The organism is Kibdelosporangium aridum, assembly GCF_900176515.1.
Classification (GTDB): domain Bacteria; phylum Actinomycetota; class Actinomycetes; order Mycobacteriales; family Pseudonocardiaceae; genus Kibdelosporangium; species Kibdelosporangium aridum.
The window spans coordinates 261194-284512 of sequence record NZ_FWXV01000011.1 but is presented as its reverse complement, the minus strand read 5'-3'; the positions used below and the strand labels follow the sequence as shown (position 1 = coordinate 284512).

Below are 23319 nucleotides of genomic sequence, written 5' to 3'. Positions count from 1 at the left end.
CGCACAAGGGCGGCTGCCGGAATCACCGTACTGTCAGGGTTGGACTTCGAATGTGAACGAGGCCGGTGCGGACGTCACCGTCCCGCCACCGGCGAGAGTGCCGGTGACCTGGAACGTGACCGTGTAGGTTCCTGCGGACTTGAAGGCCCAGTTGGCGTGCGCGTGTGTGCCTACGCCCACTGTCCGGGTGTCGGGCACGCCATCGCCGCTGTTGAACAACACCGTCGGGGTGCCGAAGGCGTTCGTCGTGTAGATGGCGAACTGTCCACCGGAGACAGACAACAAGGTGGTCTGCGTCGTGGTGAAGGTGCTGCTGGACAACCGTTCGGTGTTCCAACCCGGCCACAGCAGGTTCGCGTTCTGCGTCTGGGGCAGGACCCACACCGTCGAACCAGGCGTGCCGAGGAAGGAGTACGCCGAGTTGCTGGGCACCGTGGTCTTGGCACCGGGAAGGACCTGGAGCACCACGTCGGCTGGGTCGCGGTGCACCGGGGTCGCCGTGGTGGAGTCCTTCACCTCGATCTTCAACGTCCCCGCGGTGTATGCGGGATCGATCACATCGACGTGTCCCGCGCTCAGGGTGACGGTGGGAAGCGCCTGAGCCGGAAGGGAAATTGTCAGCGTCGCGGCGACTGCCGTCACGGCGGCGAGGACGGTTGTGCGTAAGCGCATGGTGTTCCTTGTCACGGGTTGAGGACCTTGAAGGTGACGGTCATCGGTTCGGAGGTGACCACCTGTCCGGTCGAAGCCAGCCGCGCGGAGACGTGGAACGTCACCCGGTACGTGCCTGCCGCACTGAAAGCCCAGTTGGCGTGCTGGTGGCCGGCGACCGGCAGAGCGGTGGCGTCCGGCAGACCGTCACGGCTGTTGAACACGACGCCGGGGTTGCCGACGGCATCGGTGGTGAACACGCTGACCTTGCCGGGACCGGATACCGCGCACAGCGTCACAGTGACCTGGTCACCGGTGAAGACCCCGGCTTCCAGTTCCTCTGTGGACAGCCCGGCGAACAGCAGGTCCGGGTCCTGCACCTGCGGCAGGATCCAGACCGATCTGCCCGGCGCGCCGAGGAAGGCGTACGCCGGGTCGTCCGGCACGGTGGTCTTGGCCTTGGGCAGCACTCGCAACAGCGTGTCGGCCGGGTCGAGCTCGCCCTGGGTCTCGTGGTGGATGTGCAGCTCGAATCCGCCGTCGGCGTACTCGACATCGACCACGTCGACGTGTCCGGTGTCGAGGGTGACCAGCGGTGCGGCCTGCGCAGGCACGCCGGTGCCGATGGCCAGCACGAGCGCACCAGCCAATACGGCGGTGCGGCTTCGTAGACGCATGGGTTCTCCGTTCATCGAAGGAGCCTCACGGCGAGGCTTATTGAACACGATAAGCGTTTTCAACTAAGATGAACATCATTCCCTGTAAGTGGGAGAGGGGACCTGGGATGACAAGACGCTGGCTGAGTGCCGGGGCGGCGGCCGCTGTGCTGATCGCGACCACGTGGGTCGTGTCGGCAGTTCCGGCGACTGCCGCGCCGGACAGCAAGAACCGGACGGTGCTCAACGATGTGCACACCGATGCCGTCGATGTGCAGTACGCGGACGGTCGGTTGGCGCTCAGGACGCGGGTAGGCAACGCGCCGTACCAGTTCTACGAAGCGAGCGACGTCATCTTCCAACTCCGCGACGCAGGCCAGCTGGCCGTGCCGGACGTACCCGAGTACGCGTTCCTCGGCCCCGCGAACAGTCCTGTGTGGATCGCGCCGCAGGTGCAGGATCCGTCGCTGTTGTTCGCCGGATGGGACACCGAGAGCGTGCCGGTCGGCGTGCTGGCCGGGGACACTGTGGACTTGCACTTGCGTGGCGTGTCCGGGCCTGGCCGGGTCGAGGTGTTCCAGACCGACGGCGTCGGCCAGCCGGTCCGGATCTTCAGCTCCGCCGACTCCGCGTACACCAGCAAGCGGGAAGGCGTCGGGCCCGGTCACCACGTCCACGCCAACTGGGCCTTCGGTGCGCCAGGCCGTTACCGGCTCACTTTCGAGGTCACCGCCACAACGACCGCGGGCGCCAGCCTGAGTTCCGGGCCGGTGGATTACACGTGGTTCGTGGGCGGGACCAATCCTCAGGACGTGGTCGCTGACGCCACGACCACCACACTCACGGCCGCGGCGGGCGTGACGTTGACGAGCAGCGTGACACCCACCAACGCGCCGGGCTGGGTCGAGTTCTTCGACGGCTCGACATCGTTGGGATACAGCGAAGTCAGCAGCGGCACCGCCGTGCTGACCACACAGGCACTGTCGCCGGGAAAGCACACGCTGACGGCGAAATTCATCCCGCGCTACGCCAACGACTACTTATCGTCGGTGTCCGCACCAGTGCCCTATGACGTCGTTGGCGGTCCCACGACCACGAACCCGACGACAACGAACCCGACGACAACGAGCACCACGACGACGACCAGCGCGACAACGCAGCCGACGTCGACCACGACTCAGTCAACCACCTCGAATTCGACCACAACAACGACATCCTGTGTGCCGACGACAAGCCGCACCGGTGTTGTCCTCGACCAAGGCCATGTCGACTACGCGGCCCGCGTCATCGATGGGCGCCTTGTCTCCCAAGTAAAAGACGGAACCACAGGCGGAACGCCCCAGTGGCGCGCGCCCGGTCAGGTCGTATTCCACCTCAAGGCCGCCGCGGCGACCACGGTGCCGTCCGACGCGTTCGCGTTCCTGGGTCCCGTCTCGGCAAAGATCTGGCAAATCCCCCAGACGCAGAAGCCGGACGTGGTCTGGCTGGGCTGGAACACCGAGGAAATCACCTCGGCGCAGGCGGCGGGTGACGTGAAGTGGCAGCTCACCGAGGTCAGCGGCCCGGGATCGATGGCCGTGTACGAGCTGGACCCGTTCGGCAAACCCGTGGTGATCTTCAACAGCAAGGACGGCCTGCCGGACAACTACGGCATCCGGCTCGGCACTCACGCGCACGGCAACTGGGCGTTCACCGCGTCCGGCGCCTACCGGCTCACCTTCACCCAGTCGGTCACGCTGACCTCCGGAGCGACCGTCTCCGACAAGCAGGTCGTGACCTTCGCAGTGGGTGACGTCGACCCGAAGACTCTGCTGCCCACCACCACAACAGGCTGCGGCGCGAGCGGGACAGCGAATTCCGCTGCCACGAGCCGTTTGGCGAGCACAGGCGTATCGATATTGCCGCCGTTGGCTGTTGGGACGGCATTGGTGCTGCTGGGCAGCGGCTTGCTCTTCGTGCTTCGCCGACGTCGAAACGAGGCCCGATGAGCCTCCGTGACGCTTTCGACGCTGCCGACTTCACAGCGCTCGGTCATCACCTTTGGAATCCCATCGGCGCGGCCACGGTCGCCATCGCCATGCCGAAGCCGGGCGAGCGTGTCCTCGACGCGTGTTGTGGCGCAGGCGCTTCGGCAATTCCAACGGCTCGAGCGGTCGGGCCGGGCGGTCTCGTCGACGCCGTTGATCTGTCCGCCTCCATGGTCGACGAGTTGCGGCGGCTGTCGACAGACCTGCCACAACTCCATGCTCACCAAGCGGATGTGACCGCGTGGGCAACGGGCGGATATGACATTGTGCAGTCGGCTCTCGGCATCTTCTTCTTCCCCGACATGACGGCCGGAACCGACCGGCTGATCAGCCTGGCCCGGCCGGGTGGCCGGATCGTGTTCACCATTTGGCGCGGCGACGCGATGGCCGCTGCCGGTGAGCACCTCGGCAGGGCGGTCGCAGAGGCCACGAAGACACCACTCCCGGAGAAACGGCCGCCGCACCTGTTCGATCAGATCAACCAACCTGACAGCTACGCGGCCTGGCTGACCGAGCGCGGCTTGTCCAATGTGGATGTCGCTGTGCACGAGCTGCGGCTGACGATGACTCCCGAACTGGCGTGGCTGGTGATCCTCGGATCCGGGTACCGAGGCGCACTTGCCAAGTTCTCTGCCGACACAGTGGAAGCCGTGCGCGGGTTCTACCTCTCTTCGCTTCGAGACGGAGGTGTCACCGAACTGGAGGCCACGACGTTGATCGGCAGCGGCTACCGCCCCCGAACGCACGCCGGATCAGGGATCCCATCGGCCCCTGTCCGCTGGTAACGATTTTCTTGGGGTGAACTGACAGCCGCAGGCGGCCAAGACCGCGACGGCATGATCGATACCTTCATTGGCCGCAGGCGTGGTCGCATTGCTGGTGGTCGAGGTGGACAAGCTGATATGGCGGTCTCGCGACACACTGCGTGCGGGGTAGGCAGTGTGTCGCGGGAGCGGTGATCACTGGCGGTTCGTTGCGTAACTCAGCACCACGTTGTCCGATCCGCCCCAGGTCCGTACACCGATCAGGTGCAGGTTGGTCTCGGGCACTCCGGTGAAGGCACGATGGTCTCCTGCCACGATCTTGGGGCCGATCATCAGGTGGAGTTCGTCGATCAGCCCGTGGGCCAGCAGGTCGGTCCAGAGGGTGCGGCTGCCGAACATCAAGGCGTCACCGTCCTGCTCGCGCAGCTTGGCGACGGCATTGTGGCTGTCAGCGCGCCGGACGATTGTCGTCTGATCACGCCATGGGCCCGTCTCGTCGGTGGTCAGCGTGTCTGAGACGACGGTGATGGGGATGCCGTCGGCGTACCGCTTGGCGATGTAGTGGTTGAGTGGTGACGCGTCCGGGTTGTTGTGCTGGGCGGGCCAGTAGGTGAGGGCTCCGCGATAGGTCGTCGCGCCGAACAGGAACGAGGTCGCAGTGCGGGTTCGGTCGATGTTGTGCTGGGCGAACGCCGCGTCCATGGGCATCGCCATGACGTCGCCGCCGGCGCCGTCGGTGTATCCGTCGATGCTGAGCATGGTGCAGACAACGATCTTTCCCATGGCTGGATCTCCTTCGCCTTGTGCTGGTGGGCCGCGGCCCGGTGGCTGCGTCCGGCCCTGGGACGGAGCTGACAGGCCAGGCTCGACATCCTCGGCGACAGATTTTTCGATGAGGTCTTTCGGCCCTGCGTTGTGAACCGATGGCCACTGATTCGGACAGGCGTGGTCCCGGCACAGTGTCGGTATGCGATGACCGTCCAGCGGACTAGCTTCGGAAGCTACGAACATGGATCCTGTACGGGTGGCAGGCAGACGTGCGCTGGTCGTCGGATCTCAATGCGACACGCTGCCTGGCCTCTCGTTCCTGCCAGGAATCGCCCACGATCTGCACGCGGTCCTGGCGGATCCGGCTATTGGGGCATGCGACCACGCGGAGCTGCTGATCGACCCGACGGTCGCGCAACTCGACTCGGCGATCGACCGGGCTGTGCAGATGGCTTCGGAGGCTGAGGAGACGCTCATCCTCGCCGTGGTGGGTCATGGCGAGTACGTGTCCGAGGACTTCTACGTCATGGCCCGCGACAGCGCGTGCCCGGCGAACTCGGCACGTGCGTACTTGCTCGGACAACGGATCAAGGAAGCCGTCCGAGAGTACTCGATGCTCGACGGCCTTGTCGTCCTGATTGACACGTGCCACGCCGGATTGGGAGCGGCGCAGGCCGCGGAGCACTGGGTACGAGTGATCGGCTCGGCGGGCCGAAGATTCGAGGTGCTGACGGCCACGGACGACAGAACGGCGGCGGACGGCTGTTTCACCCGCGCGTTGACCGCGATATTGCGCAAAGGCCAACCCCGAAGCAGCAGTCACCTGCGATGCGCGGACCTCAAGCGGCTCATTGCCGACCATTGTCCTAAGCAGACAGCTCAGCACCTTGCCTTTGACAGCAACCGAGCTGTGCCGTACAGCGATGAGGCCCTGTGGCTGGCGCGCAATTCTGTGCGGTCGGCGATGGACGATCTCACCGACGCGATCATCACAGACCTGACGCGGTCGTGCGTCTTGACGCGACCGGTTCGTCACCTGGCCAGGGCCGTTGCCTCCGAGGACAGACTGGTCACGATCAGCGGGCCGGCCGGTAGCGGGAAGTCCACGGCCTTGGCGTACCTGGCCAAAGCGTTGGGCCGCCGGTTCGTCAACGCCGTGGTCTTTCCCGCCGAGCGCGATTCGCCCGATGACATCGCCGTCAAGATCGCACGGCAGTTGGGCTCGCCCTCGCACACCTTGCCCGAACTGCTCCAGTGGATGTCGACCAGGTCTACCGGGCGGATCACGGTCGTCATGGACGCCGCGCCTGCCAATGAACACGTCGTGGAGCAACTGCTGTCCCTGCGCGATGTCCCCGTTCAGGTGGTCACAGTCGGCTCACACGGAACAACCGTGCGAACTTGCCTGCCGACGCGAGCAGAACTTACCTCGTACTTCACCAGACGTGCCGTTCACGAGTCCGACGTTCCCGACTTGGTCGACCGGTCGGCAGGCAGCTGGCTGGTGGCGCGCGCCCTCGCGGATGTGGCCTGCCGGGGTGACGCATGACAGACGCTCTCGCCAACGCCTACGACCAGTTCATGGATCAACCAGATTCGGTCCCGGTCCTCACAGTTCTTGCCAGCGAAACGACCGAAACGGTCATGTCACTGCAGGACTTGTTCGCTGCGGCATCCACTCTCGGCGGACCGAGCAGCGTTCCGCGGCTTCGGGATGTGCTGTTGTCACTTCAACCCCTGCTGTTGCGCGTAAATCCGGGCACCGCCGCGGAAATGGTCGGCCTCCGGCACAGCTCGATCGCGGCACATTTCCGCTCGCGTCAGAGTCCGCACATCGAGGAAAACGAGCTGTGGCTCCTCGTTGATGTCGAGTTGGCTCTGGAGCGCCAAGAGGAGCTTCTGGAGCATCTGGACGAGTGCACGCCTTGCCTGGAACTCCTGGCCCGTGTCGAACGCCTGAAGCGCCTGTTCGCGCGAGCCGGGGGTGATCGGGCACCACAAGGACTTCATGAGCGTATCCGCGCCGGAGTGTTCAGGATGGCCACCGGACAGGCCGGCATGGAACTCGGCGAACAGCAGGAAAGTCAGCGACCGCGTACTTAGTGGTCCACTCGGGACTGACGTGCTGCCGGACGACTTGCCGTTACCTTGCGGTTCCGCCTGGGTGTATCGCAAGAAAACCGGAAGCCTCGCTGAGGATGATGCTCGGCCGGAGCTCAATGGTTGAGCGAGGTGGGGATGGTTATGCGACGCGACTTTGGGCATGCCAGACGGGTCATCGCTTACGTGGTCGGCGTTGCCGCACTTTCCACGCTCGTGGCAAGCGACTGGCAGGCGCAACCTGCTCAGCCAACCGCAGTAACTCCATTGCGGACCGTACCCACCCGAGACGAGGCTGTCGCGCAAGCCAGTCAAGTCATCGCAGCACGACCAGAGTTGGTCGGTGCTTCACCCGAAGAGGCTCATCCGCTCGTCAACGTGACCGTTGATCAGGACGGCCGAACGCACGTCCGTTACGACCGCACGTATCGAGGCCTGCCGGTCCTCGGCGGTGACTTCGTTGTGCACCACTCACCAGGCGGCCACCTCGACACCGTTTCCGGCGCCCGGTCTGCGCCGATCGCCGTGTCCACGACCCCGACAGTGCCTGCGGCGAAGGCAGCTGCGACCGCGGTGGTCCAGCTTTCGCGCCCGGAAGCCGTTGCTGAAGATCCGGAGCTGGTGGTCGACGCGAGACCGCAGTCGCCGAGACTCGCCTGGCGCACCAAGGTCAACGGTCCCGTGCACGGCTTGCTGGTAGTGACCGATGCCCAAACAGACGAAGTGCTGTCGACGGCAGAAATCGGGACGGCGCAACGGCGGTCGGATACGGCGGCGTTGGCACCGGCGGTCGGCACTGGCCGTGGCGTTTACACCGGAAGTCAGCCGGTGCAATTGAACATCTCCCAGAACCCTGACGGCTCGTTCACCTTGCGCGACGAGCAGCACGACGGTAGTTGGACGTGCGACTACCAGCGGGCAGACAACGACTCCGCCACCTGCAGACTCTTCACCAGTGCGGACCCTGAGTTCGGCGATGGCACAACGCTGAACGATGAGAGTGTCGCCGTGGACGCGCACTATGCGCTCGGTCAGACAGCGGATTACTTCGCGGCCAAGCATGGCCGGTCCAGCTTGATCACCGACCGGACGACCGGCGCGCCGCAGTCGGTGCAGGTCGGTGTCCACTTTGATGTGAACTTGGAGAACGCCGAGTGGGTGTTGTCCAGCAACAAGATACTCGTCGGTGATGGCGAAGACGGCCGAACTCCGTTTGCGGAGCTTGACGTCATGGGACACGAGCTGACGCATGGGGTGGAGGAGTCCATTCTGCCCACCCTGCAGATGAGGTATGGCGAACCGCGCGCGGTGATGGAGTTCACCAGCGACATTTTTGGCGAGATGGTCCAGTTCCACGCCAACAACCCGGAGCAGCCAGCTGACTATCTACTCGCTCAGCGAACATCGGCCCAGCGGTCGATGAGCAACCCGAGTCAAGACGGACACACGAAGAACTGCTGGGACGGACCGCCACCTCCGTATTCGGAAAACGTCTATGACTGGGTCGGGATCGGCGATCGCTTCTTCTACATGCTGGCCGAAGGCTCCGGGCCGACCCGGTTCAACCAGTCCCCGCCACCACCATGTGGCAACGCTCCCGGCGTGACCGGGATCGGCCGGGACAAAGCGGCGAAGATCTGGTACCAGACGTTCAACTACATGACCGCGACCATCACCTTCGCCGGCGCACGCCAGGCCTCGCTGAACGCCGCTCGGGACCTCCACGGCTTGTGCAGTGCCGAATACCGGGCTGTGCAAGCGTCGTGGACCGCGGTGAACGTGCAAGGTACCGATCCGGCGTGTCATGTGAACCCGTCCAGCGACCTCAACACCATGTGGAACAACTACGGCAACGCAGGCGGTCATTGGACTGGCGGCGATGGCACAGTGTCTGTCCGGCTTCCGGATGGGCGTACGGCGTGGTTGTTCTCCGACACGTTCCTTGGCACCGTCAACGCCGACTTCACCAGACCGACCAGCACCCCGTTCGTTCGCAACTCAATGGTCGTGCAGCAGGGAAACGCGTTGACGGAGACGCGGACCGGCGGGACGCCCGCACAGCCGGTGTCGCTTGTGGAGCAACCTGATTCCGGGGAGCACTACTGGATCGGTGACGCGGTGGTCGAGGGCGGCTCGATCCGGGCGCTGTACAACACGTACCGCACTACTGGCAGCGGCGGACTCGACTTCCAACTCACGGGAACGTCACTGGCCACCTTCGATGCCAACACCTTGCAACGCACTGGTTTGCAACGGCTGCCGACCGGCGCGACGACAGCGTGGGGCTCAGCCTTGTTGGAGGACAAGGACTACACGTACGTCTACGGCACCGAGAGTGCTGGTGGGATGAAGTTCGGCAAGGTCGCGAGGGCGGCTCGCGGCAACGTCGGCGGGACGTGGCAGTTCTGGACCGGATCGCAATGGTCGGGGGACGAGTCTGCCGGTGCGCGACTGCTCAGCGGAGTGGGTACGAACTTCGCCGTCGAGCGGGTCGACGACCGATACGTGCTGATCACCCAGGACACGAACATCCCGTTCAGCAGGTCGTTCGTCGCGCACGTCGCGGACTCGCCCACCGGCCCGTTCGGCGAGTCGATCTACCTGTTCGACAGCGATGTCCAGTACCCGGGCAAGCCGATCATCTACTACGACGCCCATGTTCACCGGGAACTCAGCCCGGCTGGCCGGCTGGTCGTGTCCTACAACGTCAACAGCCTCAACGCGGCGGACAACTACGCGGACGCCCGGATCTACCGGCCTAGGTTCGTCGATGTCAGCGTTCCGCTGCCTGGGCCGTGCACCGTGGGAGCGCCTCAGGCACCGACCAACCTGGCTGCGACGAACAATGCCGATGGAACTGTCGGTCTGACGTGGACACCACCGTCCGGCAGCGGCCTCAAGTACCGGATCTACCAGCGTGACGTGACTGCGGGCCAGACGCATTTCGCTCGGCAGGAACAAACTCTGACGACACCGGCGACTACCGTGCCCTTCTTGAAGAACGGCAGCACATACGAGTTCCGGGTCTCGGCAGTCAACGGCACCTGCGAAGGCCCGCAGACGCCGACAAAGAGCCACACCGTCCAGGTGCCAGCGCCGCGCCCGCCGGTCAATCTCCGCGCCACGGCTGGGCTCGACGGTGACGTCAAGCTCGAATGGGGCGCGTCGCCCGACGTTGTCACGTACGCGGTTTACAAGCGGGACGTGACCGGGCAGCAACCGGGTTTCGAGCCGGTGGATCATCCCCAGCCGTTGAACACCACGTTGACCGTTCGCAACCTCGAGCACAACCACGTGTACGAGTTCAGAGTCACCGCGAAGCACGGCGGCGGGGAGAGTGCACCGTCCAATGTGGTCACAGCCACCGCGAAACATCGTCCGCCGGGAGCGCCGACCAACCTGACAGCCTCGATAGGCTGGGACGGAACGATCCTGTTGAGATGGACTCCGCCGCCGTCCGATGAACCGCTCTGGTATTGGGTCTATCAACGGGATGTGACCGCGGGGGAGACCACGTTCACCCAACTGCCGTATCCCATCACCTCGGGGCCTGAGTTCCGAGCGGGTCTGTTGATCGACAACCACGTGTACGAGTTCTACGTGACGGCCATCAACAGCGTCACGACGGGACCGCCTTCCAACACCGTACGTGCCACGGTATGGATGCCCCCTCCGCCGCCACCAACAGGGCTGCGCGCTACACCAGGCGACGGTGAAGTCCGGCTGAACTGGACCGCCCCGCCAGGCGACGATGTCTGGTACTGGATCTACCAGAAGGATGTTTCGGCAGGCGACACCTCGTTCAGCAGATTGCCTTATCCGTTGACCGACGGCGGCACGTCGTTCACCGCTGGGCTGCTGGCGAACGGGCACGAGTACCACTTCTACGTGACGTCCATCAGCAACGGAGGTGAAAGCGCACCGTCCAATGTGGTGTCAGCGACCCCGCGGCCGCCCAAGCCCGCTGCTCCTGGTCTGACCGTGACGGCGAACGGCGACTCGACCGTGACTCTCAAGTGGACGGAACCGGAACCGGACCTGCTGTACTGGATCTACCAGCGGGACGTGACCGCAGGGCAGACGTCGTTCACGAGACTGCAGTACCCGTCGAACGGCACGAGTTTCTTGGCTTCGTTGACTGTCCGGCACATCTACGAGTTCCGAGTGTCCGCGGTCAACGCGGGTGGCGAGGGTCCGCAGTCGGCGACCGCCAGGGTGACGACCCGGGTCGACGCCCCGACGAATCTCGCGATCACCGTGTCGGACGGCGGACATGCCCACTTGAGCTGGAAGGGCCCGAATCCGGATCTGTTCTACTGGATCTACCAGCGCGATGTCACCGCGGGGCAGACGCAGTACACGAAGCTGCAGTACCCGGTGGAGGGCACCAGTTTCACCGCGAGCCTGCTGATCAACGCGCATGTGTACGACTTCTACGTCACGACAAGTGCGGGCGGTGGTGACAGTGGGCCTTCGAACGTCGTCCGGATCACCGCTCGCGGCGGAAAACCGCCTGCGGCACCGACCCTGACCGCGCGCGCCGGTGACAGCAAGGTCACCCTGTCGTGGAACGACACCGGTGACTTCTACTGGATCTACAAGCGCTGCATCACTTGTGGCGAGGCGAACTACACCAAGTACGAGTGGCCGACCCAGTCGTTGAGCTTCGTCGACACCGGCGTGTTGAACGCGTTCGTCTACGAGTACCGGGTGGCGGCGAACAACGCCAACGGTGACAGCCCGATGTCCAACGCGGTCCGGGCCAAGCCGCTGCCGCCGCTGCCAGGAGCGCCCACGAACATGCGTGCTGTCCCAGGCGACGGCAAGGTGACCTTGAGCTGGACAGCGCCTGGCCCGGATTTGATGTACTGGATCTACCAACGTGACGTCACAGCCGGCCAGACCAGTTTCACCAGAAGCAAGTACCCGGTCACGGTGACGAACTGGACGGTCAGCTGGTTGATGAACAGCCACCGTTACGAGTTCTACACCGAGGCTGTCAATGGCGCCGGTGCCGGCCCGCGGTCGGCGATTGTGAGCGCGACGCCGATGCCGCCCAAACCGACCGCACCGGGCAACCTCGGCTACAGCTGGACCGGCTCGAACTCGATCCGGCTGACATGGGGCGCATCCACACCGTCGAATGTGTTCTATTGGATCTACATGCGAGACGTCACGGCGGGTGAGAGCTTCAGGCGGCTGTACTACCCGACGACGAACCGTTCCGTCGAGATTGGACTGCTTCGTGGTGGCCATCGCTACGAGTTCTTCGTGACAGCGGACAACTTGGCAGGGGAGAGCGGACAGTCCAACCACGTTTTCGCCAACCCTGGGCCACAGGTTGGCGCGGTTCGATGCGCTTCAGTGGCCTCGTCGTGGCGAGGCATGCCGGAAGGTGAACCTGCCGTGCAGTACGACTATCCGTTCTCGCAGATGTGCGGTACGAGGCGGGGAGACTACTTCGACGTCCGGTGGTACTGGACGACGCTGGGCCACCATCTCTACTTCGGCAGTTTCATCTACCAGCTCTGGGATTGCACAACCGGCACGATGGTCTGGCAGAAACGGCGGGACTACCCGGACAACCCATCCCTCACCGAAGAGGGGAGTACCGAACCGGTGTATGTGAACTCGACACATACCTACCGAGTGAGGGTTGTGGGGTATGGCCAGGTTCAGGGTGAGGGGCAGCTCAATCTCAGGTTCTCACCGATGCCGGCGCCAGGCGTCACCCCGTTCGACAAGTATGGCGAGTGCTTCTGATGGCCGGGCGACGCAAGGGCATCATCGGCGTGCTGATCTCGCTGGTGTCACTGGTCTACGTGACACCTGCGACAGCGGCTGTATCCCTGGTGACCAACCCGGCCGCACTCGTCAACCCGATGATCGGTACGAAGGGGGACGGAAACACCTTCCCCGGACCGAGCGTGCCGTTCGGAATGCTGCAGTGGGGACCGGACTCTTCGCCGCGGCACCCAGGGGGTGGCTACAACTACGACGCCACAGTGATCTCAGGTTTTGGCCTCAACCGGATGAGCGGTGCTGGTTGTTTCGACTACGGCGACGTGCCGTTTCTTCCGTTGACTGGAACGCCACCGGCGGACAAGAACAAGGCGACCATCGGCATCAACCACGCCAACGAGTCCGCGAGCACCGGGTACTACTCGTTGTTGCTCAACAACGGGGTCAAAACCGAGCTTACCGCGGCCAAGAGATCCGCCCTTGGCAGGTTCACCTTCCCGGCTGGGCAAGCCGCCACCTTGTTGCTCAAGGCCGCGTCCGGTGCGGCGGTGTCAGATGCGGCCGTCACGACATCCGGCACGACGGAAGTCACCGGATCGGTCGGCAACGGCGCGTTTTGCGCTCAAGGCAATCACTACCAGCTCTACTTCGCCGTGACGTTCGACAAGCCCTTCACCAGCGCGACAAAGTGGAGCCCGCCACCGCTGGTAACCGGTGACGGTGGGATCGCGCTGTCCTTCCCTGCAGGCACAGTGGTGCAAGCAAAGGTAGGTATTTCGTTCGTCAGTGTCGCGAACGCGCGGGCGAACCGCGACACCTTGACCGGGTGGGATCTGGCTGGCACCAGACAAGCCGCTGTCACGGCATGGAACACGCTGCTGAACAGGATCCAGATCGGTGGCGGGACCGTAGACCAGCAAAAGATGTTCTACACCGCGCTCTACCACGCGCTGTTGCACCCCAACGTGTTCAGCGACGCCAACCGGCAGTACCGGGGATTCGACGGCGTTGTGCGTACGCTGCCTGCCGGACAAGGTGATCAGTACGCGAACTTCTCCGGCTGGGACGTGTACCGAACCCAGATGCAGCTGGCCGCGATGGTGGCGCCGGATGTGATGTCCGATTTCGTCACCTCCATGCTCAACGACTACGACCAGTCCGGCAGGCTGCCGAAGTGGTCAGTCGCGAACGGCGAAACGTATGTGATGGTGGGCGATCCCGCTATCCCGGCTATCGCAGCCGTGCACGCGTTCGGCGCCCGTCGGTTCGACACGGCCAAAGCGTTGCGCGCGATGGTCGCCCAAGCGAGTCGGCCCGGAAACATCCGGCCGGGCAACGTCTACTTGGACAACATCGGATACTTGCCAGACGGGAGCCTGTATGGCTGCTGCTACCACTACGCGACAACGTCCAGCTCGCTGGAATATCACGTCGCCGACGCCGCGCTCGCTGCTTTCGCCAAGTCGCTCGGTGACAACGCCGTGCACGCCCGATTCGCTGACCGGGCACAGGGTTGGCAGTACCTGCTGAACCCGCAGAGCGGGTTCGTCCAGCCCCGATCCGCGAACGGTCAGTGGCGGCCGGGGTTCAGTCCGACGGACTTCTCGTTGGGCGACTGGGCTGAAGGCAACTCGTGGAAATACACACCGATGGTGCCGCATAACGCTCGTGGGCTGATCAATGCGAAGGGCGGAAACGGTGCCATGGTCGAGTACCTGAACACACACTTCGCCGCGCTCAACGACATTCCTGGCGAGCACGCGTGGATGGGCAACGAGCCGAGCTTCGCCGTGCCGTGGCTGTACGACTGGACCGGGTCGCCTTACCTCACCCAGATCGTGGTGCGCCGGATCCAGAACGAACTGTTCCGCAACGCAACGGACGGTTTGCCGGGCAACGACGATCTGGGAGCGATGTCCGCGTGGTACGTCTTCGCGGCTCTCGGTTTCTACCCGGCCGTGCCCGGGACAGCGGACCTGGCGTTGGGCAGTCCGTTGTTCCCGCAAGCCGTTGTCCACCTTCCCGGTGGCGCGACACTGACCGTGAACGCTCCGGCTGCGGCCTCCGCGGCGCCATACGTCCAATCGATGACACTCAACGGCGCCGCCTGGGACAAGGCATATCTGCCACCGTCGGTGATAACCGCCGGCGGCACCATCGATCTCACCTTGGGTACGACTGCGAACGTCGCGTGGGCGAGCGGTCCCGGTGCTGAGCCGCCGTCGTATGGATCGAACGCGATCGCAGCCGCCGACAACAGGGGCAACAGCCACGATGCCGCTACTGGTGCGGCGAACTACGACGGTTGGGGATCCGGATACTCAGTCGAGGCACTCGCCAACGCAGGAGTTGTTTCGGGCAGCCGGCTCTCGGTTGATGGCGTCACCTACACGTGGCCCAACGTACGACCAGGCTCGCCCGACAACGTCGTCGCATCCGGACAACGTTTGACTGTCTCAAGCCCGCCTGGCGCGACCAAACTCGGCTTGCTCGGCAGCGCCGAAGGCAACGCGGACGGCGCCGCTGGCACGGCGACAGTGATCTATTCGGACGGCACGACTCAGCAGGCGACGGTCGGCTTCTCGGACTGGACGCTCGCAGGCGGCTTGAGACAGCTCCGCCCCGACAACGCGGTAGCCGCGACGATGCCGTACCGCAACAACGCCCTGATCGGTGGACAGGAGCAGGTCACGACGTACTTGCTCGCCACGTCGATCGCGATCGACCCAGCGAAGACGGTGATCGGCCTGACCTTGCCCAGCCCCACAGCCGGCCGGATCCATGTCGCAGCCGTCGGATTCGGTGGGCACCGCGACAACGTCGGGATCAGCGACGACAGTTACCGCGGCGGTGGCGACTTCGACAGCGTGGGCTCCAGCTACTCACGGCAGGCACTGGCCGCGGCAGGACTGACGCCAGGCGCGAGCATCGTCCATGCCGGAGTCCGTTATACCTGGCCGGCAACAAACCCAGGCGACCGGGACAACATGATCGCAGCAGGCCAGCGGATCGCAGTCGCGTCCGCCGGTTCCGTGACCAAACTCGGTGTGCTCGGTGCTGCCGATGGCTGGGGTGCACAAGGCCCCGCGACGATCAACTACACCGATGGCTCACAACAGTCGATCACATTGGGCTTCACAGACTGGACGCGAGCAGGCGGCCAGATTCCTGTCCAGTACGGCAACACGATCGCGGCCCAAATGCCGTACCGCAACAAGGGCTCAGGCGAACGGGAGAACGTCCCGACCTACGTGTTCGCGGCCACCTTCCAGCTACAGGCCGGCAAAACCGTGGAGTCGGTCACCCTGCCGACGGAAGTCAGCGGCGGCCGCCTGCACATCCATGCCGTCGGCACTGGCTGACGTCCGTACCTACAAGGAGAAAAATGCGGTCCATCAACAAGAGAAGAGCTGGCGTCGTCGCCACCGTCCTGCTGTCCAGCGTCCTTATGGTGTTTTCGCTGACTCAACCGGCATCGGCCGCCGTGCGTAGTTGGGCACCATGGGTCGATCACAACGGCAGCAACTGCGACTGGAACGACTATGGGTTCGTCACGGTCAAAACGTGCCTTGAAGAGGGCCACAACGGAGTCGAACCGACGTATCGAGCAATTCTGCAGATCTGGAACGGCAAATCGACGGGCGTCCAGATGAGCGCCGCGGTGATCAACATGTGGGCCGTCCCCAGTCCGGCTGTGCAGATCCGGGACGACGGATGCCTCAACAGCGGGCTGTCCGGAGGCTATGGGGCGACCTGTTACGGGACAGTGGCAACTCGATCCGCGGTGTGCCACTACAAGCGGACAGCTACCCACATCACCGCGAACGCGGCGATCAACATCCCCGCCGTCAGTAGTTCCCGGCTGACGCAGAAGAGTATGCCGGTCTACGTCGGCTGCTGACGGCATCGCGGCGTGCGCTCAAAAGCCCGCTGGTTCTGGACAGACATCCAGAGCCAGCGGGTTTCGTCGCTCTCCCTCATACGGATTCGGTCACGGGCGTAGTCCGTCCAAAGTGACCGTGACGAGACGGCGGACCGCGGCCTCGGAACGCAAGCTGCCCGCCGCCATAAGGGCATGCACGCAGTAGGCCGCGAGCTCCTCTGGCCGGACGTCGTCACGGACGGTCCCAGTTGCAGCTGCCGCGGCCATCAACTGCTTGACCAAGTCGTGGACGTGTTGCTGTGCCTCGTCCACGTAGTCGCCGCGGTGCAGGAGGGCTGCGAGCGCTGCGTCATGGCGAGTGCGTTGACGGCAGATCAGCGCGTAGGCGTTGAGCACGGCTTCTAGCCTCTGCATTGGATCGTCGGCGCCGGCGTTCAACTGGCCGAGGTGCTCGAGGTGGCCCGCGATGTGGCGTTGGTGCCACGCGTGCAGGATTGTTTCGACGTCGGGGAAATACTTGTACAGCGTGGCGCGGCCGATGCCGGTCTTCTCCGCGATCTGCGACATCGTCACCGACAACGGGCCGTGCTCGGTCACCAGCGCCCACGTGGCTTGCAGGATCGCGTCATGCACCTCGCGGCGGTGCGCCTCGATCGTCTCGTTCCACAGCTTCGGCACCTTCGCAGTGTACATACTGGCTGCATCTCGACAGGCTGTCTTTAAAGAGACAGACTGTATCGAAAAGTCGGTGTCGAGAGGACGCGAAGATGGCTCGTCAAACTGGACGTGGATCGCCGCGATGGGTGAAGTGGTCGGTGATCGTGGTCGGTGTCCTGGTGTTGATCGTTGTGGTGCTGCAGCTGACTGGCCTCGGCGGGCAACACGGCCCGGGGCAGCATCTACCCGGCAGCCAGGTGCAGCCCTCAGTCGGCGTCGGCCACAGATGACGATGCCGCCCCGGCTCCGCAAATTCGTGCTCACCCTGCACGTCGCCACATCGGTCGGCTGGCTCGGCGCGGTCGTCGCCTACATCGCACTCGACATCACCGCTGTCAGCAGTGGCGAGGTCCACGTTTCCCGCGCCGCCTATCTGATGATGAACGTGACGGTGTGGTACGCGATCGTGCCGCTGGCGCTCGCATCGGTTGTGATCGGGACGGTCAACGCGCTGGGCACCACATGGGGACTCGTCCGTCATTACTGGGTGTTGGCCAAGTTAATGCTGACGATCTTCGCGACCGTGATCCTGCTGGTGGAGACGCGGACGGTGTGCGCTCTGGCGGACGTCGCCGCGTCGGGCGCCGACCCGCGCCAGCTGCCCGGTTCGCTGCCGCACTCGATCGGCGGAATGGTGCTGTTGCTCGTAATTCTGGCGCTGTCGGTTTACAAGCCGCGGGGGATGACTCGATACGGCTGGCGCAGGCAGCAGAAGACACGCGTACCGGCGGAGTGAATGCCACTTGCGTGATACCCCCAGCCGGTATATAACTCCCCATGTGTCAAGTACCCCATGGGGGTATCAACGGAGGGTTGAGATGTCTGAAGCGCATGAGCACCACGGTCACGCCGGAGTCACCTGGTCAACGGCCGCGTCGGCCACCCTGCACTGCTTGACCGGTTGTGCCATCGGCGAGGTGCTCGGCATGGTCATCGGGACGTGGCTCGGCCTGCCGAATGTCGCGACGATCGCGCTGGCTGTCGCCCTCGCGTTCGTGTTCGGTTACGCGCTGACGATGCGCGGCGTTCTCAAGGCCGGACTGAGCCTGAAGCAGGCGTTCAAGGTGGCGCTCGCCGCGGACACCGTGTCGATCGCCGTCATGGAGATCGTGGACAACGCCGTGATGATCGGCGTTCCTGGCGCGATGGACGCCGGCCTGGCCAATCCGCTGTTCTGGGGTGCGCTGGCCTTCGCGCTGGTGGTCGCGTTCGTGATCACGCTACCGGTGAACAAGTGGATGATCGGGCGCGGTCGTGGGCACGCGGTCGTGCACGCCCATCACCACTGACAGTTGACGCGGGCTGTCAGGAATCGGATGCCTGGGCTTCGGCTGCGCGCTCGTGCAGCCGGAGCCTGATCTGTTCCGGGGTGTAGGCGCGGCGCCGTCGCTCGCTACGGGCGATGACCACGCCGGTGGCCGCGACACCGAGGAAACCGGCGATGCCCAGGATCTTCCACAGTCGCATTTGCGTAGCCTACAGCCGTGCCTGACAGCTCGATCAGCCTCGACGAGGCCGTGCATCTGACCCGGACCGGCGACGTGTGGGTGTTCCGCGGCAGCTCACCGGCCGACCGCGCGATCCGGGTGACCACCAACAGCCCGGTCAACCACGTCGGCATGGCGGTGGTGATCGAGGACCTCCCGCCGCTGATGTGGCATGCGGAACTGGGCCGCTCTCTGCCGGACATGTGGACTGGGACACACCAGCGCGGCGCCCAGTTGCACGACCTGCGCGACGCGGTCACCACATGGACGGTCAAGTACAAGCAACGTGCCTGGTTGCGCCAGCTCGACCACGAGATCACCCGCGAGATGGAAGACGCCGTGCTGCGCACGATCGCCCGTCTTGACGGCACCCCGTTCCCGTCCACCGCGCGTCTGGCCAGCCGTTGGCTGCGGGGACGGTTGCCCAGCCGCCGGCCAGGAGGGACCTTGGAGACGGCGTTCTGCGCGGAGATCGTCGCGCTGACCTACGAATCGATGGGCCTGCTGCCCGCGCGGCGGCCGAACTGGTACGACCCCGGTCGGTTCTGGAGCGGTGACGATCTCGAGTTGCAGGACGGCGCGCGGCTGGGCGAGGAGATCGCCGTCAGGGTGCCGTGAGGGATGCTCAAGGCAACGCTGATCCGGTCTTTGGCGTGCTGATTGGTGTGACTGCACAGGTGACAAGGGACGAATGCGCTTCGCCGGACGGGGGTGATGCGGCGGCCGCACCGCGGCGTTTCATGAGGGCCGTCCTGGGATCGGGCGCCCGTGTTCTTGGTTCTCTGTGGGGTCCTGCGCTGCTGTATCTCGCCGTCCGCGGGCTCGGCACCCTGATCTTCTGGGGCATGACCGCGGCCCAGGACCGCATCGACTGGCGGCCGTGGGATGCCGACTGGTATCTCAAGATCGCCGAGCACGGCTACGTCGCGTCGGGCGTCGGCATGCTCGACGCGAGCGGGAAGCCCTCACCTGACGGGGCCTACGCCTTCTTCCCGCTGTACCCCATGGTGGTGCGGCTTTTCGCGGCCGTTTTCGGAGACAACTACACCGTCGCGGGCATTGTGGTGTCCACGCTCGCCGGTGTCGTCGGTCCCTACGGTATGGCTCGTTTGACGCGGCTGCTGGGAGGCAATTCGCGCGCCGAGGCGATCGCCGTCGTGCTCGTGGCGGCCGCACCGATGTCGGTGGTCTACACGCTGCCGTACCCCGAAAGCCTGTTGATCGCGCTCGTCGTGTGGGCCCTGGTTGCTCTGCTTGAGCGCCGATGGTGGCTGTTCGCGCTGCTCACGGGCATCGCGGGGACGTCGAACCCGATGGCAGGCCCGCTGATCGTGGTCGCGATCGTCGCGGCTTGTGCCGCCGTCGATGAGCGGGGACAGCGCCGTTGGTGGGCCGGCGTCACACCGCTGCTCGCGGCCGCCGGGATGCTGGGCTACCTGTTCTGGGTGGCGGCCAACACGGCCCGCGGGTACTTCCACATCAGTGAGGTTGGTTGGGGCAACCGCATCGATGGCGGTCTCGTGACCGCGGAATGGGTGTTCGACGCGGTGACCACGAACCGCGATTTGTTCGTGGTGGTAACCGCCGTGGCCATCGTCGCCTCGGTGGTGGCGGTTGTGATGGTGCGGCGGCAGATGCCGTGGCCGGTGTGGCTGTACACGTTGGGCACGGTCGCGTTGATCGTGGTGCACAGTGGCCTCGTCCAGGACCGGGTACGGCTGCTGCTGAGCGCGTTCCCGCTGCTGATCTTGGCGGCGATACGGCTGACGCGCTGCTCTACACGCGTCGCAGTGGTGATCACGGGACTGGTGTCACTGTTCGGGTTATGGTTCGGCGCCTACGCGCTCGCTGTATGGCCCCACGCAATCTAACTAAGGCCCGCGTCGCCGTCCGCTGCCTTGGTGTCAGGCGGGATCGCGGTCGTCTACCGGACCGGCACCGGTTAGATCGCGCGTTGGGGGACAAGGTGTTGACCGGATTCTCAGGGGAAATTCGACCGTCACAACCACCGGCGCGGTGTTCGCCCGTGCCTCGGCGCGAGGACTCGCGGTCAACACTGGCACAGGCTGGCGCGACCTAGGTGGACAGATACTCGACCAGTCCCCCATGGCGCGGACGTGGTCGTACCCGGCCCGGATGGACAAGTGCGCACTTTCCACGCGCAGGGTTAGGCCCGGACCGGGAGGGTGATGGCGGACGGGTGTGCTGGGTCGTGGTGGACGGTCTGGTCGGCCGCCAGAAGGGTGGTGGCCGTCGCGCGTGGTTGTCCCGTGCCGGAATTGCGGGCGTAGCGGGGGAAGGCGCCGCTGGACACTTGGACGCGGATGCGGTGTCCGCGTTTGAAGCGGTAGGCGGTGGGCCAGAGTCGCACGGTTGCCCGGCTCAGCTGGTCGGCCTCGGTCAGGCTGACGAGGCCGTCGCAGATGTTCCATGAGCGCCCGGCCGGGTCGACGTCGCAGAGCCGGACGAACACGTCGGCGTGGGCCAGGCTGGACTGGAACCAGATCTCGGCGCTGACCTCGCCGATGACCTCGACGTCCGCATCCAGCACCGGCGTGGTGTAGGTGAGCACGTCCGCCCTGGCCTCCAGTGCGGTGTTGTCCACCCGGCTGTTGTCCTTGACCATGCGCACTCCGCCCACCGCAGGCGTCGGGTCGGCCGGGTCGTAGCGGTAACGGTCCGGTTCGGACTCGGCCGCCGGTTCGCCTGCCAGCAGGCCACTGGCGTGCAAATGGAACCGCTTGGGCTCGTAGCCGCTCGGCGGCCAGGACTCGAAGTCACGCCAGGCTTCCTCGCCCATGACGTACAGGCGAACCGGAGGACGTGCGGGAGGCTGTTCGCCGCGGCAGTGGGCCAGCCCGAAGTCGAGGGCTTCTTCGACGGGCGCACTGGTGAACTCGGTATGGGCCCATGGGCCGACGGTCAGCCGGGCCGGACGTCCCGCGTCCTGAAGGATCCGGAAGTCTCGCAGCTGGCCGGGCAGGAAGATGTCGAACCAGCCGCCGATCGAGCTGACCGGCACGGTCGTGTCCGCGACCCGGTGGCTGTGGTCGAGACCGGCCCAGCGCGAGCTGCTGGCGTCGTGGGCGAGGATGTCCTGGATGTAGTCCGACCGCTCACCGATCGCGGCGATGTCGGACTGGCCGAGCGGAAGCGTCCACAACGCACGGGCCGTCTTCTTGGCTTGCCACAGACTGCGCAGCAGGGCCAGCGGGCGTTGCTGGGTGCCGACCATCGCACCCCAGGCGAACGGCGTCTCCAGGGACATGCCGTCGGCGCGCAGGAACTCCAGCGTCAGTGCCGACTCGGTCACGACCGGGATCATCGCTTTGACCTGGGGCGGCAGCTGGTCGGCGACGGCCCATTGTACGAAGCCCAGGTAACTCATGCCGAAGAGCACGATCGCGTCTCCCGCCCACGGCTGCTTCACCAGCCAGTCCAGCGTCGCCAGGCCGTCCTCGCGCTCCTGGCGCATCGGGTCGAAGGTGCCGCCGGAGCCGAACCCGCCGCGCGTGCTCTGCACCACCACCTGGTAGCCCCGTTCGGCCAGCGGCCGGGCCATCCCATGGGCGATGAGTCCGCTGCGGCCGTAGGGCGAGCGCAGCAGCGCGACCGGCAGGTTCTCACTTTGGGTGCGCGGGGCCATCCTGTCCGCCAGCAACTCGACCCCGTCGCGCATCGGCACGCGGAGATCCCGCTGGACGACCAGGTCGCGGGTGTGGGGCGGGCGCAGCTTCAGCTTGCGCTGGATGACGTGACTGATCAGGTTCATCGGAGTGTCCCCTCGCCGATGGCGGTCATCAGGACGGACATCACGTGCAGCACCCGGTCGGTGAACGCCTCGGGGTCCAGCGGGTCGGGCCCGTCGACCACCCACGCCGTGATGAAGGCACCGGCACCGCCGGTCAGGAAGGTGGCGAGGTCGTCGGCGAGCTGCGGAGCGAGGCGGTCACCCGCCACCTGCTCGATGCCCTGCCGGTTGACCGGGAGGAACAGGCCGCTCAGCCCGCGGTCCACGGCGAACCCGCAGGACCCGGTCAGCAGGGAGCGGTAGAACACCCGGTGGTCGGCGAAGTGGCGCGCTACCGCGAGCGTCAGCTCTCGTTCGGTCGCCTGGGTGTCGTGTTTGAGGCGTGGCAGCAGTTCCTGCCGGACCAGGTCGAGACCGGCCTCCAGCAGCAGTGTGTCGCGATCACCGAAGTGCTGGTAGACGACCCGTCGGCTGACGTCCGCGGCTTCCGCGATGTCGGAAAGCGGGATCGCCGTCGTGGCGCGTTCGGTGACCAGGGCGACCGCTGCCTTCATGAGCGCCGCGCGGGAACGGCGCACGCGGCGGTCTTGGGCAGGTTCGGCCGCAGTCAGGTCCACATCCACGATCGTGCACACTTGTTACCAAATGCGCAAGTGTTACTGATTGTGCGCCTTCTGCTGTCCGTGCAGGACGATTTCGCTGTGGGGTTCGCGAGGTGGAATCCCGACGGATGGCGGGGGTCGTCTGGCCGATCGGCGGGCGAGTTCCAAGCA

19 protein-coding genes are annotated in these 23319 nt (G+C 65.2%); 12 read left to right on the top strand and 7 right to left on the bottom strand.

Translation table 11 applies throughout. The annotated features are described in order from the left end of the window. Positions 1–33: 33 nt before the first annotated feature. Positions 34–672 carry a choice-of-anchor M domain-containing protein gene (locus tag B9C43_RS43985; protein WP_084433314.1) on the bottom strand — a complete coding sequence of 213 codons (639 nt, stop codon included), beginning with the start codon at positions 670–672 and terminating at the stop codon, positions 34–36. 11 nt (positions 673–683) lie between these two features. Beyond that, positions 684–1328, bottom strand: coding sequence for a choice-of-anchor M domain-containing protein (locus B9C43_RS43980; RefSeq protein ID WP_084433313.1), 645 nt, complete (start codon positions 1326–1328; stop codon positions 684–686). 107 nt (positions 1329–1435) lie between these two features. Between B9C43_RS43980 and B9C43_RS43975 the strand changes: the two genes are divergently transcribed. Then, entirely contained in the window at positions 1436–3295 is a 1860-nt protein-coding gene (locus B9C43_RS43975; RefSeq protein WP_160097130.1) for a TIGR03773 family transporter-associated surface protein, read from the top strand. Then, positions 3292–4119, top strand: coding sequence for a class I SAM-dependent methyltransferase (locus tag B9C43_RS43970; protein WP_084433311.1), 828 nt, complete (start codon positions 3292–3294; stop codon positions 4117–4119). Before B9C43_RS43975 ends, B9C43_RS43970 begins: the two co-directional genes overlap by 4 nt. 174 nt (positions 4120–4293) lie before the next feature. On the opposite strand, the gene B9C43_RS43965 is transcribed toward B9C43_RS43970, so the two are convergent. Beyond that, positions 4294–4881: a dihydrofolate reductase family protein gene (locus tag B9C43_RS43965; protein WP_084433310.1), complete on the bottom strand. Its 588-nt coding sequence runs from the start codon at positions 4879–4881 to the stop codon at positions 4294–4296. Between the two features lie 226 nt (positions 4882–5107). Here B9C43_RS43965 and B9C43_RS43960 point away from each other — a divergent pair, with 226 nt between their 5' ends. The 5 genes from B9C43_RS43960 to B9C43_RS43940 all read left to right on the top strand — a co-directional run bounded on the left by B9C43_RS43960 (position 5108) and on the right by B9C43_RS43940 (position 16609). After that, positions 5108–6415 carry an AAA family ATPase gene (locus B9C43_RS43960; protein WP_084433309.1) on the top strand — a complete coding sequence of 436 codons (1308 nt, stop codon included), beginning with the start codon at positions 5108–5110 and terminating at the stop codon, positions 6413–6415. Positions 6416–6510: 95 nt separating this feature from the next. Continuing rightward, positions 6511–6969, top strand: coding sequence for a hypothetical protein (locus tag B9C43_RS43955; protein WP_160097128.1), 459 nt, complete (start codon positions 6511–6513; stop codon positions 6967–6969). 141 nt (positions 6970–7110) lie between these two features. Further along, positions 7111–12729 (top strand): fibronectin type III domain-containing protein, encoded by a 5619-nt coding sequence (locus tag B9C43_RS43950; RefSeq protein ID WP_160097126.1) that lies wholly within the window; start codon positions 7111–7113, stop codon positions 12727–12729. Next, positions 12729–16070 carry a GH92 family glycosyl hydrolase gene (locus B9C43_RS43945; RefSeq protein WP_084433306.1) on the top strand — a complete coding sequence of 1114 codons (3342 nt, stop codon included), beginning with the start codon at positions 12729–12731 and terminating at the stop codon, positions 16068–16070. Before B9C43_RS43950 ends, B9C43_RS43945 begins: the two co-directional genes overlap by 1 nt. A gap of 23 nt (positions 16071–16093) precedes the next feature. Then, positions 16094–16609 carry a hypothetical protein gene (locus tag B9C43_RS43940; RefSeq protein WP_084433305.1) on the top strand — a complete coding sequence of 172 codons (516 nt, stop codon included), beginning with the start codon at positions 16094–16096 and terminating at the stop codon, positions 16607–16609. Between the two features lie 90 nt (positions 16610–16699). On the opposite strand, the gene B9C43_RS43935 is transcribed toward B9C43_RS43940, so the two are convergent. Continuing rightward, positions 16700–17269, bottom strand: coding sequence for a TetR/AcrR family transcriptional regulator (locus B9C43_RS43935; protein WP_084433487.1), 570 nt, complete (start codon positions 17267–17269; stop codon positions 16700–16702). 89 nt (positions 17270–17358) lie between these two features. Between B9C43_RS43935 and B9C43_RS56135 the strand changes: the two genes are divergently transcribed. From B9C43_RS56135 to B9C43_RS43925, 3 genes are all read left to right on the top strand, one after another. Continuing rightward, entirely contained in the window at positions 17359–17538 is a 180-nt protein-coding gene (locus tag B9C43_RS56135) for a hypothetical protein (RefSeq protein WP_143447023.1), read from the top strand. Between the two features lie 2 nt (positions 17539–17540). Beyond that, the gene (locus B9C43_RS43930; RefSeq protein ID WP_084433304.1) at positions 17541–18044 is read left to right on the top strand and encodes a DUF2269 domain-containing protein; all 504 of its coding nucleotides are present in this window, start codon (positions 17541–17543) and stop codon (positions 18042–18044) included. Between the two features lie 82 nt (positions 18045–18126). Further along, positions 18127–18597, top strand: a complete 471-nt coding sequence (locus tag B9C43_RS43925) for a DUF4396 domain-containing protein (RefSeq protein ID WP_033383721.1) — start codon at positions 18127–18129, stop codon at positions 18595–18597. Positions 18598–18613: 16 nt separating this feature from the next. Here the strand turns inward: B9C43_RS43925 and B9C43_RS57885 are convergent, their stop codons facing one another. Further along, on the bottom strand, positions 18614–18775 hold the full coding sequence (locus B9C43_RS57885) for a hypothetical protein (RefSeq protein WP_200825968.1): 162 nt from the start codon (positions 18773–18775) through the stop codon (positions 18614–18616). 17 nt (positions 18776–18792) lie between these two features. Between B9C43_RS57885 and B9C43_RS43920 the strand changes: the two genes are divergently transcribed. Beyond that, positions 18793–19413: a hypothetical protein gene (locus tag B9C43_RS43920; protein ID WP_084433303.1), complete on the top strand. Its 621-nt coding sequence runs from the start codon at positions 18793–18795 to the stop codon at positions 19411–19413. A gap of 122 nt (positions 19414–19535) precedes the next feature. Beyond that, complete coding sequence (locus B9C43_RS43915) at positions 19536–20666, top strand: hypothetical protein (protein ID WP_143447022.1); 1131 nt, start codon at positions 19536–19538, stop codon at positions 20664–20666. 296 nt (positions 20667–20962) lie between these two features. Here B9C43_RS43915 and B9C43_RS43910 read toward each other — a convergent pair whose 3' ends face one another. Both B9C43_RS43910 and B9C43_RS43905 read right to left on the bottom strand, forming a co-directional pair. Continuing rightward, positions 20963–22567 (bottom strand): CocE/NonD family hydrolase, encoded by a 1605-nt coding sequence (locus B9C43_RS43910; RefSeq protein WP_084433301.1) that lies wholly within the window; start codon positions 22565–22567, stop codon positions 20963–20965. Then, a complete protein-coding gene (locus tag B9C43_RS43905; protein ID WP_235039202.1) occupies positions 22564–23163 on the bottom strand; it encodes a TetR/AcrR family transcriptional regulator in 600 nt (199 codons plus the stop codon). Before B9C43_RS43905 ends, B9C43_RS43910 begins: the two co-directional genes overlap by 4 nt. Positions 23164–23319: the final 156 nt, after the last annotated feature.

Excerpts from the sequence above, each read along its gene's own strand:
- B9C43_RS43985 (WP_084433314.1), bottom strand. The coding sequence starts at position 672 with ATGCGCTTACGCACAACCGTCCTCGCCGCCGTGACGGCAGTCGCCGCG.
- B9C43_RS43980 (WP_084433313.1), bottom strand. The coding sequence starts at position 1,328 with ATGCGTCTACGAAGCCGCACCGCCGTATTGGCTGGTGCGCTCGTGCTG.
- B9C43_RS43975 (WP_160097130.1), top strand. The coding sequence starts at position 1,436 with ATGACAAGACGCTGGCTGAGTGCCGGGGCGGCGGCCGCTGTGCTGATC.
- B9C43_RS43970 (WP_084433311.1), top strand. The coding sequence starts at position 3,292 with ATGAGCCTCCGTGACGCTTTCGACGCTGCCGACTTCACAGCGCTCGGT.
- B9C43_RS43965 (WP_084433310.1), bottom strand. The coding sequence starts at position 4,881 with ATGGGAAAGATCGTTGTCTGCACCATGCTCAGCATCGACGGATACACC.
- B9C43_RS43960 (WP_084433309.1), top strand. The coding sequence starts at position 5,108 with ATGGATCCTGTACGGGTGGCAGGCAGACGTGCGCTGGTCGTCGGATCT.
- B9C43_RS43955 (WP_160097128.1), top strand. The coding sequence starts at position 6,511 with ATGTCACTGCAGGACTTGTTCGCTGCGGCATCCACTCTCGGCGGACCG.
- B9C43_RS43950 (WP_160097126.1), top strand. The coding sequence starts at position 7,111 with ATGCGACGCGACTTTGGGCATGCCAGACGGGTCATCGCTTACGTGGTC.
- B9C43_RS43945 (WP_084433306.1), top strand. The coding sequence starts at position 12,729 with ATGGCCGGGCGACGCAAGGGCATCATCGGCGTGCTGATCTCGCTGGTG.
- B9C43_RS43940 (WP_084433305.1), top strand. The coding sequence starts at position 16,094 with ATGCGGTCCATCAACAAGAGAAGAGCTGGCGTCGTCGCCACCGTCCTG.
- B9C43_RS56135 (WP_143447023.1), top strand. The coding sequence starts at position 17,359 with ATGGCTCGTCAAACTGGACGTGGATCGCCGCGATGGGTGAAGTGGTCG.
- B9C43_RS43930 (WP_084433304.1), top strand. The coding sequence starts at position 17,541 with ATGCCGCCCCGGCTCCGCAAATTCGTGCTCACCCTGCACGTCGCCACA.
- B9C43_RS43925 (WP_033383721.1), top strand. The coding sequence starts at position 18,127 with ATGTCTGAAGCGCATGAGCACCACGGTCACGCCGGAGTCACCTGGTCA.
- B9C43_RS57885 (WP_200825968.1), bottom strand. The coding sequence starts at position 18,775 with ATGCGACTGTGGAAGATCCTGGGCATCGCCGGTTTCCTCGGTGTCGCG.
- B9C43_RS43915 (WP_143447022.1), top strand. The coding sequence starts at position 19,536 with ATGAGGGCCGTCCTGGGATCGGGCGCCCGTGTTCTTGGTTCTCTGTGG.
- B9C43_RS43910 (WP_084433301.1), bottom strand. The coding sequence starts at position 22,567 with ATGAACCTGATCAGTCACGTCATCCAGCGCAAGCTGAAGCTGCGCCCG.